Genomic DNA, 16,033 nt, shown 5'->3' on the forward strand with positions numbered 1-16,033 from the left:
CCGGACCCTGGGGGAGGGGAGGGGATCCGACGGCCACCGGCGTGCGCACGGCCCCCACCCTGATCTTCCAGAAGGTGTCGAACCATGACAGTCGTCATCGACCGAGCGACCGGAAAGCGTGTCGGTGACCGCGGGTCACGCCCCGGTCCGTTCCAGCGTCTCAAGCGCGGGTACCAGAAGTACTGGTACGCGTACGCGATGATCGCCCCGGTGGTCGTCGTGCTCGGCGGACTGGTGCTGTATCCGCTGGTGCGGGGCCTCTACCTGACGTTTACCGACGCCAACAGCCTCAACTCCGCCCGCACGATCGGCGTCAACCACATCGACGCCACCTACAAGTTCATCGGCCTCGACAACTACAAGGACATCCTGTGGGGCCCGACGTCGTACGACCGCTTCTGGTCGCACTTCATCTGGACCATCGTGTGGACGGCGCTCTGTGTCGCCCTCCACTACTGCATCGGGCTCGGCCTCGCCCTGCTGCTCAACCAGAAGCTGCGCGGCCGTACGTTCTACCGGCTGATCCTGGTGCTGCCGTGGGCCGTGCCGACCTTCGTCACCGTGTTCGGCTGGCGCTTCATGCTCGCCGACGGCGGCATCATCGACTCCATGCTCCACGCGGTGCACCTGCCGGCTCCGGCCTGGCTGGAGGACACCTTCTGGCAGCGGTTCGCCGCGATCATGGTCAACACCTGGTGCGGTGTGCCCTTCATGATGGTCTCGCTCCTCGGGGGCCTGCAGTCCATCGACGGCACGCTGTACGAGGCCGCGGAGATGGACGGCGCGAGCGCGTGGCAGCAGTTCCGCTACGTCACCCTGCCGGGCCTCAGATCGGTCAGCTCCACCGTCGTGCTGCTCGGCATCATCTGGACGTTCAACCAGTTCGCCGTGATCTTCCTGCTGTTCGGCAGCACCGCCCCGGACGCGCAGATCCTCGTCACCTGGGCCTACTACCTCGGCTTCGGACAGCAGCCGCGCGACTTCGCGCAGTCGGCGGCCTACGGCATGCTGCTGCTGGCCATCCTCGTCGTCTTCACCTCCTTCTACCGCCGCTGGCTGAACCGCAATGACCAGCAGCTCGCGATCTGAGGCGGGAGTCTCCATGAGTACCACCACCCTTCGGACGTCTCCGGCCGAGCAGGTCCCCGCGCCCGGCGAACCGTCCGTCCGGCCCCGCCGACGCGGGGAGCGCAGCCTCCTCGGCTCGCTCACCTCGCACGGCATCCTGACCGTCGCGAGCCTGATCGCGCTGTTCCCGATCGCCTGGCTGGTGTTCCTGTCCCTCGGCCCGGACAAGGACGACTATCTGCACCCCGGACGCATCTGGCACACGATGACGTTCAGCAACTACTCCTTCGTGCTCCAGCAGACGAACTTCTTCGAGTGGATGAAGAGCTCGCTCATCGTGTCGCTGGGCACCACGGTCATCGGTGTGATGATCGCGGCCACCACCGGCTACGCGGTCTCGCGCATGCGCTTCCCCGGCTACAAGAAGTTCATGTGGGTCCTGCTGGTCACCCAGATGTTCCCGATCGCCGTACTGATCGTGCCGATGTACCAGATCCTCTCGGACCTGCAGCTCATCGACTCCTACCTCGGCCTGATCATCGTCTACTGCTCGACGGCGGTGCCCTACAGCGCCTGGCTGCTCAAGGGCTACTTCGACACCATCCCGTTCGAGATCGACGAGGCCGGACGCGTCGACGGACTGAGCCCCTTCGGCACCTTCTTCCGGCTGATCCTGCCGCTCGCCAAGCCGGGCCTGGCGGTCGCCGCCTTCTACAACTTCATCACCGCCTTCGGTGAGGTCGCGTTCGCCTCCACGTTCATGCTCGACGACTCGAAGTACACCTTCGCGGTCGGCCTGCAGAGCTTCGTCAGCGAGCACGACGCGCAGCGCAACCTGATGGCCGCCACGGCGGTGCTCATCGCGATACCCGTCTCGGCGTTCTTCTACCTCGTGCAGAAGAACCTCGTCACCGGTCTCACCGCCGGCGGAACGAAGGGCTGACCCGCCCGGGAAGCCCCAGACTCCCGCGCGCTCGTCGCGCGCGGGTGGCGGCCGCGGTGTCCATCCGACCCCGCCGGCACCGCGGCCGCCTCGTTCCGCCACCCCGACGACGCACCTCCCTCCCCGAGCCCCGGGCCACGCCCGGACGGAGGGGGAGATCCCACCTCGAACTCCTCTCCCACTCTCGGCTTCGCCCGAGCGGGGGGACCCCCACCGCATCAAGGACGCCATGAGCCAGCACTCCGCCGACCAGGCCCCGAACTCCGCCCTCGCCACCGTCGCCACCCGTCGCGACTGGTGGCGCGACGCGGTGATCTACCAGGTCTATCCGCGCAGCTTCGCCGACAGCAACGGCGACGGCATGGGCGACCTGGAGGGCGTACGTTCCCGACTGCCCTACCTGCGCGACCTCGGTGTGGACGCCGTGTGGCTCAGCCCGTTCTACGCCTCGCCGCAGGCCGACGCCGGCTACGACGTGGCGGACTACCGGGCCGTCGACCCCATGTTCGGCAGCCTCCTGGACGCCGACGCCCTCATCCGTGACGCCCACGGCCTCGGCCTGCGGATCATCGTCGACCTCGTTCCCAACCACTCCTCCGACCAGCACGAGTGGTTCAAGCGCGCCCTGCGGGAGGGCCCCGGCTCCGATCTGCGCGACCGCTACCACTTCCGTCCCGGCAAGGGCACGGACGGCGAACTGCCGCCCAACGACTGGGAGTCCATCTTCGGCGGGCCCGCCTGGACCCGGGTCACCGAGCCGGACGGCACCCCCGGCGAGTGGTACCTGCACCTCTTCGCGCCCGAGCAGCCGGACTTCAACTGGGAACACCCGGCCGTGGGCGACGAGTTCCGCTCGATCCTGCGGTTCTGGCTCGACATGGGCGTCGACGGCTTCCGTATCGACGTCGCGCACGGCCTGGTCAAGGCGGAGGGGCTGCCGGACCTCGGCGACCACGACCAGCTGAAGCTGCTGGGCAACGATGTCATGCCGTTCTTCGACCAGGACGGTGTGCACGAGGTCTACCGGCAGTGGCGCACGATCCTCGACGAGTACTCGGGCGAGCGCATCTTCGTCGCGGAGGCGTGGACCCCGACGATCGAGCGCACCGCGAACTACGTCCGCCCAGACGAGCTGCACCAGGCCTTCAACTTCCAGTACCTGGGCACCCACTGGGACGCGGCCGAGCTGCGCTCCGTGATCGACCGCACCCTTGACGCGATGCGCCCGGTCGGCGCCCCCTCCACCTGGGTGCTGTCGAACCACGACGTGACCCGGCACGCCACCCGGTTCGCCAACGAGGCCGGTCTCGGCACCCAGATCCGCACCCCGGGCGACCGGGAGCTCGGGCTGCGCCGGGCCCGCGCGGCGACCCTGCTGATGCTGGCACTGCCCGGCTCCGCCTACCTCTACCAGGGCGAGGAGCTCGGCCTGCCCGACGTCGTCGACCTGCCCGACGAGGTGCGCCAGGACCCCGCCTACTTCCGGGGCGCCGGCCAGGACGGCTTCCGCGACGGCTGCCGGGTGCCGATCCCGTGGACCCGGACGGGTTCCTCGTACGGCTTCGGCAGCGGCGGCAGCTGGCTGCCGCAGCCCGCCGAGTGGGCGGAGCTCAGCATCGAGGCGCAGACCGGCGTGGGCGGCTCCACACTGGAGCTGTACCGCGACGCGCTCGCCGTGCGGCGCGAGCGGTCCGACCTCGGGGCGGGCGACACCGTCGGCTGGCTGGACGCGCCGGACGGTGTGCTCGCCTTCCGCCGGGGCGCGTTCGTCTGCACGGCGAACACCGGGAGCGGGTCCGTGACCGTCCCGGCGTACGGCAGGGTGCTCGTCGCGAGCGGCGAGGTGACCCTGTCGCGGGACGGCGAGGCGAAACTGCCGGCCGACACGACCGTGTGGTGGGCAGCCTGACCCTCCCGCCACGACGGCTGAGTGGTGCCCCGGTCCTCCTGGACCGGGGCACCACTTTTTTACGCGCTGAAATCCCTTACGACATCTTGCTGAAACTTGGCGGCAAGAGATACGTTCCGGCACACGCCCGAATGATTCACTGGGCAACTTCCCTCCAGGGCCCCCCACTTGCACCCCGGAGCCCCGGTCACCCGCACCCGCACACCCCCACCGCACAACGACGTGCAGGAGATGACATGGCCAAGAGAGCTCTCGCCACCGCGCTCGCGCTCGCCGCGGGCATGGCGGCCTCGGTGGTCCTGCCCACCGGCACCGCCCAGGCCTCCCCGCCCGGCACCAAGGACGTCACCGCCGTCCTCTTCGAGTGGAAATTCGACTCCGTCGCCAAGGAGTGCACCAACACGCTGGGCCCGGCCGGATACGGCTACGTCCAGGTGTCCCCGCCCGCCGAGCACATCCAGGGCTCGCAGTGGTGGACCTCGTATCAGCCCGTGAGCTACCGGATCGCCGGCCGGCTCGGTGACGCCACCGCCTTCAGGAACATGGTCAGCACCTGCCACGCGGCCGGGGTGAAGGTCGTGACGGACACGGTGATCAACCACATGTCGGCCGGTTCCGGCACCGGAACCGGCGGGTCCTCGTACACGAAGTACAACTACCCGGGCCTGTACTCCTCGTACGACATGGACGACTGCACGGCGGCGATCAGCGACTACACCAACCGCGCCAACGTCCAGAACTGCGAACTCGTCGGTCTCGCCGACCTGGACACCGGTGAGGAGTACGTCCGTGTGACCATCGCAGGCTACCTGAACACCCTGCTCGGCTACGGCGTCGACGGCTTCCGCATCGACGCGGCCAAGCACATTCCGGCGGCCGACCTCGCCAACATCAAGTCCCGGCTGACCAACCCGTCCGTGTACTGGAAGCAGGAGGTCATCTACGGCTCCGGCGAAGCGGTCCAGCCCACCGAGTACACGGGCAACGGGGACGTCCAGGAGTTCCGGTACGCGTACGACCTCAAGCGGGTCTTCAACAACGAGAACCTCGCCTATCTGAAGAACTACGGGGAGGGCTGGGGCTATATGAGCAGCTCCGTCGCGGCCGTCTTCGTCGACAACCACGACACCGAGCGCAACGGCTCGACCCTGAACTACAAGGACGGGGCGAACTACACGCTCGCCAACGTCTTCATGCTGGCCTACCCGTACGGCGCCCCGGACATCAACTCCGGCTACGAGTGGTCCGACGCGGACGCGGGACCGCCCAACGGCGGTACCGTCAACGCCTGCTGGCAGGACGGCTGGAAGTGCCAGCACGCCTGGCCCGAGATCAAGTCGATGGTGGCCTTCCGCAACGCCACCCGCGGGCAGGCGCTGAGCAACTGGTGGGACGACGGCAACGACGCCATCGCCTTCGGCCGCGGCAGCAAGGGCTTCGTCGCCATCAACCACGAGACCTCCTCGCTGAGCCGGACGTACACGACGTCCCTCGCGGCAGGCACCTACTGCAACGTGCAGAACAACACGCAGGTCACGGTGAACGGTTCGGGGCAGTTCACGGCGACGCTGGGCGCCAACACGGCACTCGCCCTCTATGCGGGCAAGTCCAGCTGCTGAAAAGACTTTCTGCATCTTGCAAGACTCTTGCTGTAAACCTTGCGTGAGCGATACGGTCACGCGGGCGTTCGGCACCGGAGCCGGAACGCAGCGCGGGGTCGGACCCATATGCGCCGTAATCGCTAGGAGTTCACACCGGTGAACCTGATACCGAGAGGGCCGGCGCACCGCCCCGGCCGTTCCAGGCTGCGTGCGGCGGTCCTCGCCGCCGCGCTCGCCGTATCGCTCGCGCAACCCCTCGCGGCGCGGGCCGAGACCCCGCCCGCGCCGCCGTCGGACGCCCGGCTCGCCGCCGCGCCGGCCCGGCACGACGACACCCGTGAGCAGTTCTACTTCGTGATGCCGGACCGCTTCGCCGACGGCGACACGGCCAACGACCGCGGCGGCCTGACCGGTTCCCGCCTCTCCACCGGCTACGACCCCACGGACAAGGGCTTCTACCAGGGCGGCGACCTCAAGGGCCTGACCCGGAAGCTCGACTACATCAAGGGGCTCGGCACCACCGCCATCTGGATGGCGCCCATCTTCAGGAACCAGCCCGTGCAGGGCACCGGCACGGACGCCTCGGCCGGCTACCACGGTTACTGGATCACCGACTTCACCCGCGTCGACCCGCACTTCGGCACCAACAAGGACCTGGAGACCCTCATCTCCAAGGCCCACGCCAAGGGCATGAAGGTCTTCTTCGACGTCATCACCAACCACACGGCCGATGTCGTCGACTACGCGGAGAAGTCCTACGGCTATCTCTCCAAGGGCGCCTTCCCGTACCTGACCGAGGACGGGAAGCCGTTCGACGACGAGGACTACGCCGACGGGACACGGAAGTTCCCCTCCGTGGACGCCGGCTCCTTCCCCCGCACGCCGACCGTGCCCGCCGCGAAGAAGAACGCCAAGGTCCCGTCCTGGCTCAACGACCCGGCGATGTACCACAACCGGGGTGACTCCACCTACGCGGGCGAGTCCACCACCTACGGCGACTTCTCCGGCCTGGACGATCTGTGGACCGAGCGTCCCGAGGTCGTCAGCGGCATGGAGAAGATCTACGAGCGGTGGGTCAGGGACTTCGGCGTCGACGGCTTCCGGATCGACACCGTGAAGCACGTGGACATGCCGTTCTGGACGCAGTGGGCCACCGCCCTGGACCACTACGCGGCCGAGCGCGGCCGGAAGAACTTCTTCATGTTCGGCGAGGTCTACTCCGCCGACACCTCGGTCACCTCGCCGTACGTCACCCAGGGCCGGCTCGACGCCACCCTCGACTTCCCCTTCCAGGACGCGGCGCGCTCCTACGCCTCCCAGGGCGGCAGCGCGAAGAAGCTGGCGTCCGTGTTCGGGGACGACTACAAGTACACGACCGACAAGGCCAACGCGTACGAGCAGGTCACCTTCCTCGGCAACCACGACATGGGCCGCATCGGATCCTTCCTGAGGCAGGACGACCCGAAGGGCACGGACGCGGAGCTGGTGAAGAAGGACCGGCTCGCCAACGAGCTGATGTTCCTCAGCCGCGGCAACCCCGTCGTCTACTACGGCGACGAACAGGGATTCACCGGCGCCGGCGGTGACAAGGACGCCCGTCAGACGATGTTCGCCTCCAAGGTGGCCGACTACCTCGACGACGACGAGCTCGGCACCGATCGCACGCACGCGAGCGACGCCTACGACACGAGCGCGCCGCTCTACCAGGACATCGCCGCTCTCTCCAAGCTCCGCAAGGACAATCCGGCGCTCGCGGACGGTGTGCAGACCGAGCGGTACGCGGCCGACGGGGCGGGCGTCTACGCCTTCTCCCGCACCGGAGGCGACAGGACCGAGTACCTCGTCGCCCTCAACAACGCGGGCGAGGCGAAGACGGCGACCTTCGCGACCGGCTCGGCCGGCATGACCTTCCAGGGGATCTACGGGACCTCGTCCCGGCTGACCAGCGACGCCGGCAGGAACGTCACCGTCACCGTCCCGGCCGGCTCCGCCGTCGTCCTCAAGGCGGCCCGTCCGCTCGGCGCCCCCGCCGCGAAGCCCTCGCTCACCCTCAAGGCACCGGACGCGGGCGCGACCGGCACCGTCGAGCTCAGCGCCGACGTCACCGGCGGTCAGCTCGACCGCGTCGTCTTCGCCGCCCGGACCGGAGCCGGAAAGTGGCGGACCCTCGGCTCCGCCGACCACGCCCCGTACAAGGTCACCCAGGTCATCGGCGAGGACGTACCCGCCGGGACCGCCCTGCGCTACAAGGCGGTGGTCGTCGACTCGGCCGGGCGGACCGCCAGTGCGACGGCGACGACCACCACCGGGACCCCGCCCGCCCCCGAAGTCCCCACCGCCTCCTCGCGCGACTACGCGGTCGTCCACTACAAGCGCACCGACGGCGACTACACCGACTGGCGGCTCTACGCCTGGGGCGACCTCGCCGACGGCGAGGCGACGACCTGGCCGGCGGGCCACGACTTCGTCGGCCGGGACGCCTACGGGGCCTTCGCCTACGTCAAGCTGAAGCCGGGCGCCTCCAGCGTCGGCTTCCTCGTCATCGACAAGGACGGCACCAAGGACGTCGCCACCGACCGCACGATCGACGTCACCAAGACCGGCGAGGTCTGGCTCGAACAGGGCAAGGAGCCGGTCCTCACCGAGCGGCCCGACCACCCCGCGCAGGACAAGTCCAAGGCGGTGCTGCACTACCACCGCGCCGACGGCGACTACACCGGCTGGGGCCTGCACACCTGGACCGGGGCCGCGACACCCACGGACTGGACGAAGCCCCTGGAGCCGGTGCGCACCGACGCCTACGGAGCCGTCTACGAGGTGCCCCTCGCCGAGGGCGCGACCAGCCTCAGCTACATCCTCCACAAGGGCGACGAGAAGGACCTGCCCACCGACCAGTCCCTCGACCTCACCGCGAACGGCCATGAGGTGTGGCTGCTGAACGGCCAGGAGAAGTACCTGCTCCCGCAGCCCGCCGGCAGCGCGGCCGCACTCGACCTCACCACCTCCAAGGCGGTCTGGATCGACCGGGACACGGTCGCCTGGAACGGTTCCGACGCCGCCGTGTCCACCCAGCTCCTGTCCTCCCGCGACGGCTCCATCGCCGTCAAGGACGGGACGCTGACCAGCGACGACGAGCGCTGGCTGCGGCTGGGGAGGACCACCCTGACCGACGCCCAGAAGGCGGCGTTCCCGCACCTGAAGACGTACACCGCCTGGTCGGTCGACCCCCGTGACCGCGACCGGGTCCGCGCGTCGCTCGGCGGCCAGCTCGTCGCCTCGCAACGCGCGGCGAACGGCGCCGTGCTGGCGGCGACCGGCGTGCAGACCGCCGGCGTGCTGGACGACCTGTACGACGCGAGGAAGGCGCGGCTCGGACCGGTCTTCCACGACGGTGTCCCCACCCTGTCGGTGTGGGCTCCGACCGCGCAGTCGGTGAGCCTCGACCTCGACGGCACCACCGTCGCGATGCGACGGCACGACACCACCGGCGTCTGGTCCGTCACGGGCAAGCGGTCCTGGACGGGCAAGCCCTACCGCTACGTCGTGAAGGTGTGGGCGCCCACCGTCCGCAAGATCGTCACCAACGAGGTCACCGACCCGTACTCGGTCGCCCTGACCACCGATTCCGAGCGCAGCCTGGTCGTCGACCTGGACGCCAGGTCCCTCGCCCCGCCCGGCTGGTCCTCGCTGAAGAAGCCGAAGGCCGTGCCGCTGAGGGACGCGCAGATCCAGGAACTGCACATCCGCGACTTCTCGGTGGAGGACAGGACCGTCCCCGCGAAGGACAAGGGCACCTACCTCGCCTTCACCGACAAGAACAGCGACGGCTCGAAGCACCTGCGGAAACTGGCCGCGTCCGGCACCTCGTACGTGCACCTGCTGCCCGCCTTCGACCTCGCGACCGTTCCCGAGAAGAAGGCGGACCGGGCGAGCACCGACTGCGACCTCGCCTCCTACCCGGCCGACTCCGAGAAGCAGCAGGAGTGCGTCGCGAAGACCGCCGCGAAGGACGCCTACAACTGGGGCTACGACCCGTACCACTACACGGTCCCCGAGGGGTCCTACGCCACCGACCCCGACGGCACCGGCCGCACGGTCGAGTTCCGGAACATGGTCAAGTCGCTGAACGAGGACGGCCTCAGAGTCGTCATGGACGTCGTCTACAACCACACCGCCGCGAGCGGCCAGGCCGACACCAGCGTCCTCGACCGGATCGTCCCCGGCTACTACCAGCGGCTGCTCGCCGACGGATCCGTCGCCAACTCCACCTGCTGCGCCAACACGGCGACCGAGAACGCCATGATGGGCAAGCTGGTGGTGGACTCGATCGTCACCTGGGCCAAGGAGTACAAGGTCGACGGCTTCCGCTTCGACCTCATGGGACACCACCCCAAGGCCAACATCCTGGCGGTCAGGAAGGCCCTCGACGCGCTCACCACGGCGAAGGACGGCGTCGACGGCAAGAAGATCATCCTGTACGGGGAGGGCTGGAACTTCGGTGAGGTCGCCGACGACGCCCGCTTCGTCCAGGCCACCCAGGAGAACATGGCCGGAACCGGCATCGCGACCTTCTCCGACCGGGCCCGCGACGCCGTCCGCGGCGGCAGCCCCTTCGACGAGGACCCCGGCGTCCAGGGCTTCGCGTCGGGTCTGTTCACCGACCCCAACTCCTCGTCCGCCAACGGCACACCGGCCGAGCAGAAGGCCCGCCTGCTGCACTACCAGGACCTCATCAAGGTCGGCCTGACCGGCGACCTGGCCGCGTACCGCTTCACCGACTCCGCGGGCGAGGAGGTCACGGGCTCCGGGATCGACTACAACGGCCGGCCGGCCGGATACGCCGACGCGCCGGGCGACGCGCTGGCCTACGCCGACGCGCACGACAACGAGTCCCTGTACGACGCCCTCACCTACAAGCTGCCGGCCACCACGAGCGCGGACGACCGGGCGCGCATGCAGGTGCTCGCCATGGCGACGGCCACCCTCTCGCAGGGCCCGTCCCTCTCCCAGGCCGGCTCCGACCTGCTGCGCTCCAAGTCCCTCGACCGCAACTCGTTCGACAGCGGCGACTGGTTCAACGCCCTCCACTGGGACTGCCGGGACGGCAACGGATTCGGGCGCGGACTGCCGATGGCCGCCGACAACCAGTCCAAGTGGCCTTACGTCAAACCCCTGTTGAGCACGGTCAAGGTCGGGTGCGGACAGATCGAGGGCAGCTCGGCCGCGTACCAGGACCTGCTGAGAATCCGCACCACCGAGAGCGTCTTCTCGCTCGCCACGGCCGGCCAGGTGCAGTCGAAGCTCTCCTTCCCGCTGTCCGGGAAGGACGAGACACCCGGGGTGATCACGATGAAGCTCGGCGACCTCGTCGTCGTCCTCAACGCGACACCCCAGCGCCAGGAACAGCGGATCGGCTCCCTGTCCGGGACGCGCTACGCACTGCACCCGGTGCAACGGACGGGCACCGACCCCGTCGTCAAGTCCGCCGCGTACACGAAGGAGACGGGAACCTTCACCGTTCCGGGACGGACTGTGGCCGTCTTCTCCCTGACCTCCTGAAAAGGGCATTACCTTGGTGGGGCGGACCGGGCACCCGGTCCGCCCCACCGGCAGGCCCGAGGCTTTCAGTTGGACGGCAACAGCAGAAGGAACGGGTCGACCACCGTGCTGGTCGTCGACGACGTGGCGGACGACCGGCACGCCATGAGCGCGCTGCTGCGCCGCGCCGGTCACGAGGCCGTTCCCGTCGCCACCGCCGCGGACGCGCTGCGCGAACTCGGCACCCGGCTGCGCGAGGGCGCCCTGCCGGACGTGCTCCTCGTCCAGGTGGATCTGCCGGACATGACCGGCTTCGAACTCTGCCGCCGGCTCAAGACGCATCAGGTCCTGGGCGCGCTGCCCGTGGTGCACCTCTCGGCCGCCGGCACGGCCCCGGGTGACCGCCGCCGCAGTCTGGACTCCGGCGCCGAGGCCTGTCTGAAGCTGCCGGCCGAGCCGGAGGAGATCCAGACGGTCCTACGGGCCGTGGTGCGCGCGGCCCGGCTGCGGACGGACGACCAGGCGCTGATACGGCGGCTGACGCTGCTGTCCGAGACGATCGTCACCGTCCAGGCCGCACGCAGCCTCGACGAACTCGTCGACGCGGCCGCCGAGGGCACCGCCCGGCTCACCGGCCTGCCGGCCGTCGTGTTCGTCCTCGGCCCGGAGGGCGAGCTGTACGGGGGCAGGTCCCCGAAGCGGATCGCCCTCGCGCTGCCCGACCGCGACGCGCACGAGGCCGTGGCCCGGCTGATCGGCAGGCTCGGGGCGGACAGGGCCGTCGTCCACCGCACCGTCGTCCACTCGCCGCTGTGGCCCGCCGGGTTCTTCCGGCCCGGCGTCCAGGACGACGCCCGGCTGGTGCTGGCCCAGGGCGGCAAGGCGCCGGTGTGCCTGGCGACGCCGGTACGCGACTCGCGCCGCCAGAGCCCCGCCGACGAGGCCGGGGTGGCACGGCTCGCCCAGGCCACCGCGCTCGCCGCCGAGCCGCTGCTGATGTACCAGGTCGAGCGCCACGTCGCCCTCACCCTGCAGCGCAGCTTCCTGCCCGAGCCGGACAAGCTGCCCGACCTGCCCGGTGTCGACATCGCGGTGCGCTACGAACCCGCGTCCCGGCAGGCCGAGATCGGCGGCGACTTCTACGCGGCGCTGCGCACCGCCGACGGCGTCCTCGCCGCGGTCGGCGACGTCGTCGGGCACTCGCTGGAGGCGGCCACCGTGATGGTCGAGATCCGGCACGCGCTGCGCGCCTACTGCGTCGAGGACAGCGATCCGGCCGTCCTCGCCGAGCGCCTCGACCGGATGCTGCAGCGCTACCACCCCGAGGTCACCGCGACCGTCTGCCTGCTCCTGGTCGAGCCGGACACCGGGCGGGTACGCATCGCCAACGCGGGCCACATCCCGCCGCTGATCGTGCACGGTTCGGGCGGCGCCGAATACGCCAAGGCGCACGGGCCGCTGCTCGGCCTCGGCCTCGCGGTGAACCGGCCGACGCCCACCGAACTGTTCCTGGAGCCCTCGGACCGGCTCCTCGTGGTCACCGACGGCCTGATCGAGACCCGCGGCACGGACCTCGCGATCTCCATGGAACGCCTGCGCGCGGCCGTCGCCGAGGCCCCGCCGGGGGTCCGCCCGCTGTGCGACATGCTCCTGGACCGCTTCGGGCAGGACCGGGAGGACGACGTCGCGATGCTCGCGCTCCAGCTCAGGCCGGGGCAGGCCAGGCTCTAAGGTGACGTCGTCGCCCTAGAACAGGAGTGCTCATGCCGCAGATCACCGTCGACTACTCCGCCGCTCTCGACGAGTCCTTCGACCGGCGCGGATTCGCGCTCGCGCTGCACCCGGTGGTGGTCGAGACGGCCGCCGCACGGATCGAGGCGTGCAAGACGCGGTTCCGGCCGACCGGGGACAACGTGGTGGGAGCGGAGGCGGACGGACACGCCGTCGTGCACGTCACGCTCGCCCTGCTGGCGGGCCGCAGCGAGGAGACCAAGGTCCGGCTCACCGAGTCGGTGCTGGAGTTGCTGCGCACGTACGTCGAGCCCGTCGACGGCCTCGCCCTGCACGTCTCCGCCGAGGTCCGGGATCTCGACCCGTCGTACCGCAAGTTCGAGGAGTAGGGCGGGGCGGGAAGAGGCGCCTACGCCTTCGGGGGCGTGGCCAGCGCGATGAGCCGGACGGCGAGGTCGGTGAACGGCCCGTCGCCCGGCTCGCCCCGGAGCGCTCCGCGCAACAGCGTGCCCAGTTCCTCGTCCCGGGCGGCGCTCACCGCGGCCAGCGCCGCGAAGTCGTGCACGAGCTGCACCTCCAGCTCGCCGCGCGGAATCCGCCGTCCGTCCAGCCAGATCAGTGCCGTCGACTCGACCAGCGAGATCCACGAGCGGATCACCAGCTCCAGCCGGACGGGCGGGTTCTCGACCTTCAGATGCGACAGGATCTGGACATAGGCGGCCTGTCGCACCGCGTCGACGAGCGCGTTCGTCTTCGAGGAGCCGACCGCGGGGCCGCCGCGCATCAACGCCGAGAAACCGGGCCCGTGGTCGTCCACGAAGTCGAAGAACCGGCGCATGACCCGCAGCAGCCGCGCGCCCAGCGGCCCCTCCGGCGGTTCCACGAACCGACTCGCGAGATCGTCCGCGGCGCGCTGCAACGCGGCCTCGTACAGGCTGAGTTTGCCGGGGAAGTAGTGGTAGACCAACGGTCGTGAGATGCCCGCAGCGGAGGCTATCTCGTCGATGGAGACCTCATCGGGCGAGCGTCGGCTGAACAGCTCGAGGGCGACGCCGATCAGCTGCTGCCGCCGCTCCTCGACACCCATCCTGCGGCGTACCCCGATTGTCATGCGAACACCTTACCGATCGGATCCGGCCGGGAACGGGCCGGAGCGACCATGGTCGTTCACATGTCAAGCACGAGGCGGTCTCCGCGCGCCCGCGACACACAGATCAGCATCGAGTCGCCACGCTCCGTGTCCGTGAGCAGGTCGTCGCGGTGGTCGATCTCGCCCTCCAGGACGCGTTGTTGGCAGGTTCCGCAGAATCCCCGCTCACAGGAGTAGAGGGTGTCGGGCAGTTCGGCCCGTACGGCGGCGAGCAGTGTGGAGCCGGCCGGCACGGTCATGGTCCGTGCGCTGCGGCGCAGTTCGACCTCGAAGGCGCTGTCGCCGTCACCCGCGGCCGGGGTGCGGGGAGTGAAGCGCTCCAGGTGCAGCGCGGCCCCTTCCGGCAGTCGCTCCTCGACCGCCGCCATCAGCCCCTCCGGCCCGCAGCAGTGGACCGCCGTTCCCCCGGGCAGGCCGGCGAACAGCGTGTCGAGGTCCGGCCGCCCGTCCACGTCCTCGGCCACGACGGTGACCCGCGCCGGGTCCAGCCTCTCGATCTCCTCCAGGAACGGCATCGACGCCCGGGTGCGCCCGCCGTACAACAGCCGCCAGTCGGCCCGGCCCCGGACCGCCCGCAGCATCGGCAGGAGGGGCGTGATCCCGATACCGCCCGCGACGAAGACGTACCCGGGCGCCTGGGCGAGCGGGAACCGGTTGCGCGGCCCGCGCACCTCGACCGTCATGCCCTCCCGCAGCCGTTCGTGGACCTCGCGCGAGCCGCCCCGCCCGTCCTCGGCCAGCCGCGCCGCGATGGTGTACGACGAGGTGTCCGCGGGATCGCCGCACAGCGAGTACTGCCGGACGAGCCCGGACGGCAGCACCAGTTCGAGGTGGGCGCCGGGTTCCCAGCGCGGCAGCCCGTGCCCCTCCAGGCGCAGTTGTACGACACCGTCGGCGATCCGCTCGTGTCCGGTGACCGCCAGCCGCAGGGCCCGGGAGCGCGGGCGGCCGGAGACCGGCTCCGCCAGGGCGGGCAGCGGCCACAGCGGCGAGGCCCCGATCCGGCGGCGCAGCGCGCGCCGGACGAGCAGGGCCGTACCCGCGACGGCCGCGACGGTCCGCAGCCGGGGCGTCACACGCCCTCCTCGGCCGTGGCCGCGGCTCTCGCGGCGGGGGAGCCGGCCAGATAGGCGACGGCCTGCGCGGTGGATCCTTCCTGGGAGGGGTGGTAGGAGCGGCTGAGGTAGCGCGGGATGGACTTGAGCATGTCCCCGGTCGCCGGCAGCACGCCCTGCTGTCCGCTCAGGTAGAAGCCCTTGAAGCTCGCCCGGCCCGCCGGCAGGGTCGGGTCGTTCTCCATGAAGAAGCGCGCCCCGCGCTGCCACAGGAAGACGAGTGCGGTGAAGGCGGTGGCCCAGCTCCGCGCGCGCCGCCGGTAGCCCCCGTCGACGTGCATGAACAGCTCGAAGGCGACCGCGCGGTGCTCGACCTCCTCCGCGCCGTGCCAGCGCAGCAGGTCCAGCATGGCCGGGTCGGCACCGCGCCGGTCCAGCTCCCCGGCGTTCAGCACCCAGTCGCCGAGGAAGGCGGTGTAGTGCTCGATCGCGGCGATGATCGCGACCCGCTCCATCAGCCACCAGTCGCGGGCCCGGCCCGGGGGGAGGGTGCGGTCGCCGAGCAGCTTCTCGAAGAGCCAGTCGACCTGTGCGGTGTAGGGCGTGGGATCGAGCCCGAGTTCCCTGAGGTGGGGGAGGACCTCGTCGTGGGCCTGCGAGTGCATCGCCTCCTGCCCGATGAACCCGATCACGTCCTCGCGCAGCCGTTCGTCCCTGACGTAGGGCAGCACCTGCCGGTAGACGTGGACGAACCAGCGTTCACCGGCGGGCAGCAGCAGGTGCAGCACGTTGATCGTGTGGCCGGCGAACGGGTCTCCCGGCACCCAGTGCAGGGGCGTGTCCTCCCAGGAGAACGACACCTTCCGCGCCTTGAGCGGGGTCCGCTCCGACGAGACCGGCCGGGGCGGTCGGGCGTGCGTGTGAGACATGGCGTCAATGTACTGACGAGTAGGGCGGGGGAGAACCCCTCGGCGCCCACTTGTTGACACGAACGTCAACTAGAGCGGCCCCATCCCGTCGACCGGCCCACCGATCCGG

At 70.1% G+C, this 16,033-nt stretch carries 10 protein-coding genes; 7 read left to right on the forward strand and 3 right to left on the reverse strand.

What is annotated here, in order from left to right:
* Positions 1-84 precede the first annotated feature (84 nt).
* The 7 genes from ABZV34_RS17085 (at position 85) to ABZV34_RS17115 (ending at position 13,179) form a co-directional block, all read left to right on the forward strand.
* On the forward strand, positions 85-1,089 hold the full coding sequence (locus ABZV34_RS17085) for a sugar ABC transporter permease (RefSeq protein WP_356276482.1): 1,005 nt from the start codon (positions 85-87) through the stop codon (positions 1,087-1,089).
* Between the two features lie 13 nt (positions 1,090-1,102).
* The gene (locus ABZV34_RS17090) at positions 1,103-2,011 is read left to right on the forward strand and encodes an ABC transporter permease subunit (RefSeq protein ID WP_356276485.1); all 909 of its coding nucleotides are present in this window, start codon (positions 1,103-1,105) and stop codon (positions 2,009-2,011) included.
* A 229-nt stretch (positions 2,012-2,240) separates the two neighbouring features.
* On the forward strand, positions 2,241-3,920 hold the full coding sequence (locus ABZV34_RS17095) for a glycoside hydrolase family 13 protein (RefSeq protein ID WP_356276488.1): 1,680 nt from the start codon (positions 2,241-2,243) through the stop codon (positions 3,918-3,920).
* Between the two features lie 236 nt (positions 3,921-4,156).
* Positions 4,157-5,539, forward strand: a complete 1,383-nt coding sequence (locus ABZV34_RS17100; protein WP_356276491.1) for an alpha-amylase family protein — start codon at positions 4,157-4,159, stop codon at positions 5,537-5,539.
* A 144-nt stretch (positions 5,540-5,683) separates the two neighbouring features.
* On the forward strand, positions 5,684-11,080 hold the full coding sequence (gene pulA, locus ABZV34_RS17105; protein WP_356276618.1) for a pullulanase-type alpha-1,6-glucosidase: 5,397 nt from the start codon (positions 5,684-5,686) through the stop codon (positions 11,078-11,080).
* 105 nt (positions 11,081-11,185) lie between these two features.
* Positions 11,186-12,790, forward strand: a complete 1,605-nt coding sequence (locus ABZV34_RS17110) for a fused response regulator/phosphatase (protein ID WP_356276494.1) — start codon at positions 11,186-11,188, stop codon at positions 12,788-12,790.
* A 32-nt stretch (positions 12,791-12,822) separates the two neighbouring features.
* The gene (locus ABZV34_RS17115; protein ID WP_356276497.1) at positions 12,823-13,179 is read left to right on the forward strand and encodes a 5-carboxymethyl-2-hydroxymuconate Delta-isomerase; all 357 of its coding nucleotides are present in this window, start codon (positions 12,823-12,825) and stop codon (positions 13,177-13,179) included.
* Positions 13,180-13,199: 20 nt separating this feature from the next.
* Here ABZV34_RS17115 and ABZV34_RS17120 read toward each other — a convergent pair whose 3' ends face one another.
* The 3 genes from ABZV34_RS17120 to ABZV34_RS17130 are packed head-to-tail and all read right to left on the reverse strand — an operon-like array spanning position 13,200 to position 15,924.
* Positions 13,200-13,901: a TetR/AcrR family transcriptional regulator gene (locus ABZV34_RS17120; RefSeq protein WP_356276500.1), complete on the reverse strand. Its 702-nt coding sequence runs from the start codon at positions 13,899-13,901 to the stop codon at positions 13,200-13,202.
* A gap of 56 nt (positions 13,902-13,957) precedes the next feature.
* Positions 13,958-15,016 (reverse strand): PDR/VanB family oxidoreductase, encoded by a 1,059-nt coding sequence (locus ABZV34_RS17125; protein ID WP_356276503.1) that lies wholly within the window; start codon positions 15,014-15,016, stop codon positions 13,958-13,960.
* The gene (locus ABZV34_RS17130; RefSeq protein ID WP_356276506.1) at positions 15,013-15,924 is read right to left on the reverse strand and encodes a metal-dependent hydrolase; all 912 of its coding nucleotides are present in this window, start codon (positions 15,922-15,924) and stop codon (positions 15,013-15,015) included. The genes ABZV34_RS17125 and ABZV34_RS17130 overlap by 4 nt, the downstream gene beginning before the upstream one ends.
* Positions 15,925-16,033: the final 109 nt, after the last annotated feature.

Source organism: Streptomyces sp. NPDC005195, assembly GCF_040608315.1.
Taxonomy (GTDB): domain Bacteria; phylum Actinomycetota; class Actinomycetes; order Streptomycetales; family Streptomycetaceae; genus Streptomyces; species Streptomyces kaempferi.

Excerpts from the sequence above, each read along its gene's own strand:
- ABZV34_RS17100 (WP_356276491.1), top strand. The coding sequence starts at position 4,157 with ATGGCCAAGAGAGCTCTCGCCACCGCGCTCGCGCTCGCCGCGGGCATG.
- ABZV34_RS17085 (WP_356276482.1), top strand. The coding sequence starts at position 85 with ATGACAGTCGTCATCGACCGAGCGACCGGAAAGCGTGTCGGTGACCGC.
- ABZV34_RS17115 (WP_356276497.1), top strand. The coding sequence starts at position 12,823 with ATGCCGCAGATCACCGTCGACTACTCCGCCGCTCTCGACGAGTCCTTC.
- ABZV34_RS17090 (WP_356276485.1), top strand. The coding sequence starts at position 1,103 with ATGAGTACCACCACCCTTCGGACGTCTCCGGCCGAGCAGGTCCCCGCG.
- ABZV34_RS17120 (WP_356276500.1), bottom strand. The coding sequence starts at position 13,901 with ATGACAATCGGGGTACGCCGCAGGATGGGTGTCGAGGAGCGGCGGCAG.
- ABZV34_RS17130 (WP_356276506.1), bottom strand. The coding sequence starts at position 15,924 with ATGTCTCACACGCACGCCCGACCGCCCCGGCCGGTCTCGTCGGAGCGG.
- ABZV34_RS17095 (WP_356276488.1), top strand. The coding sequence starts at position 2,241 with ATGAGCCAGCACTCCGCCGACCAGGCCCCGAACTCCGCCCTCGCCACC.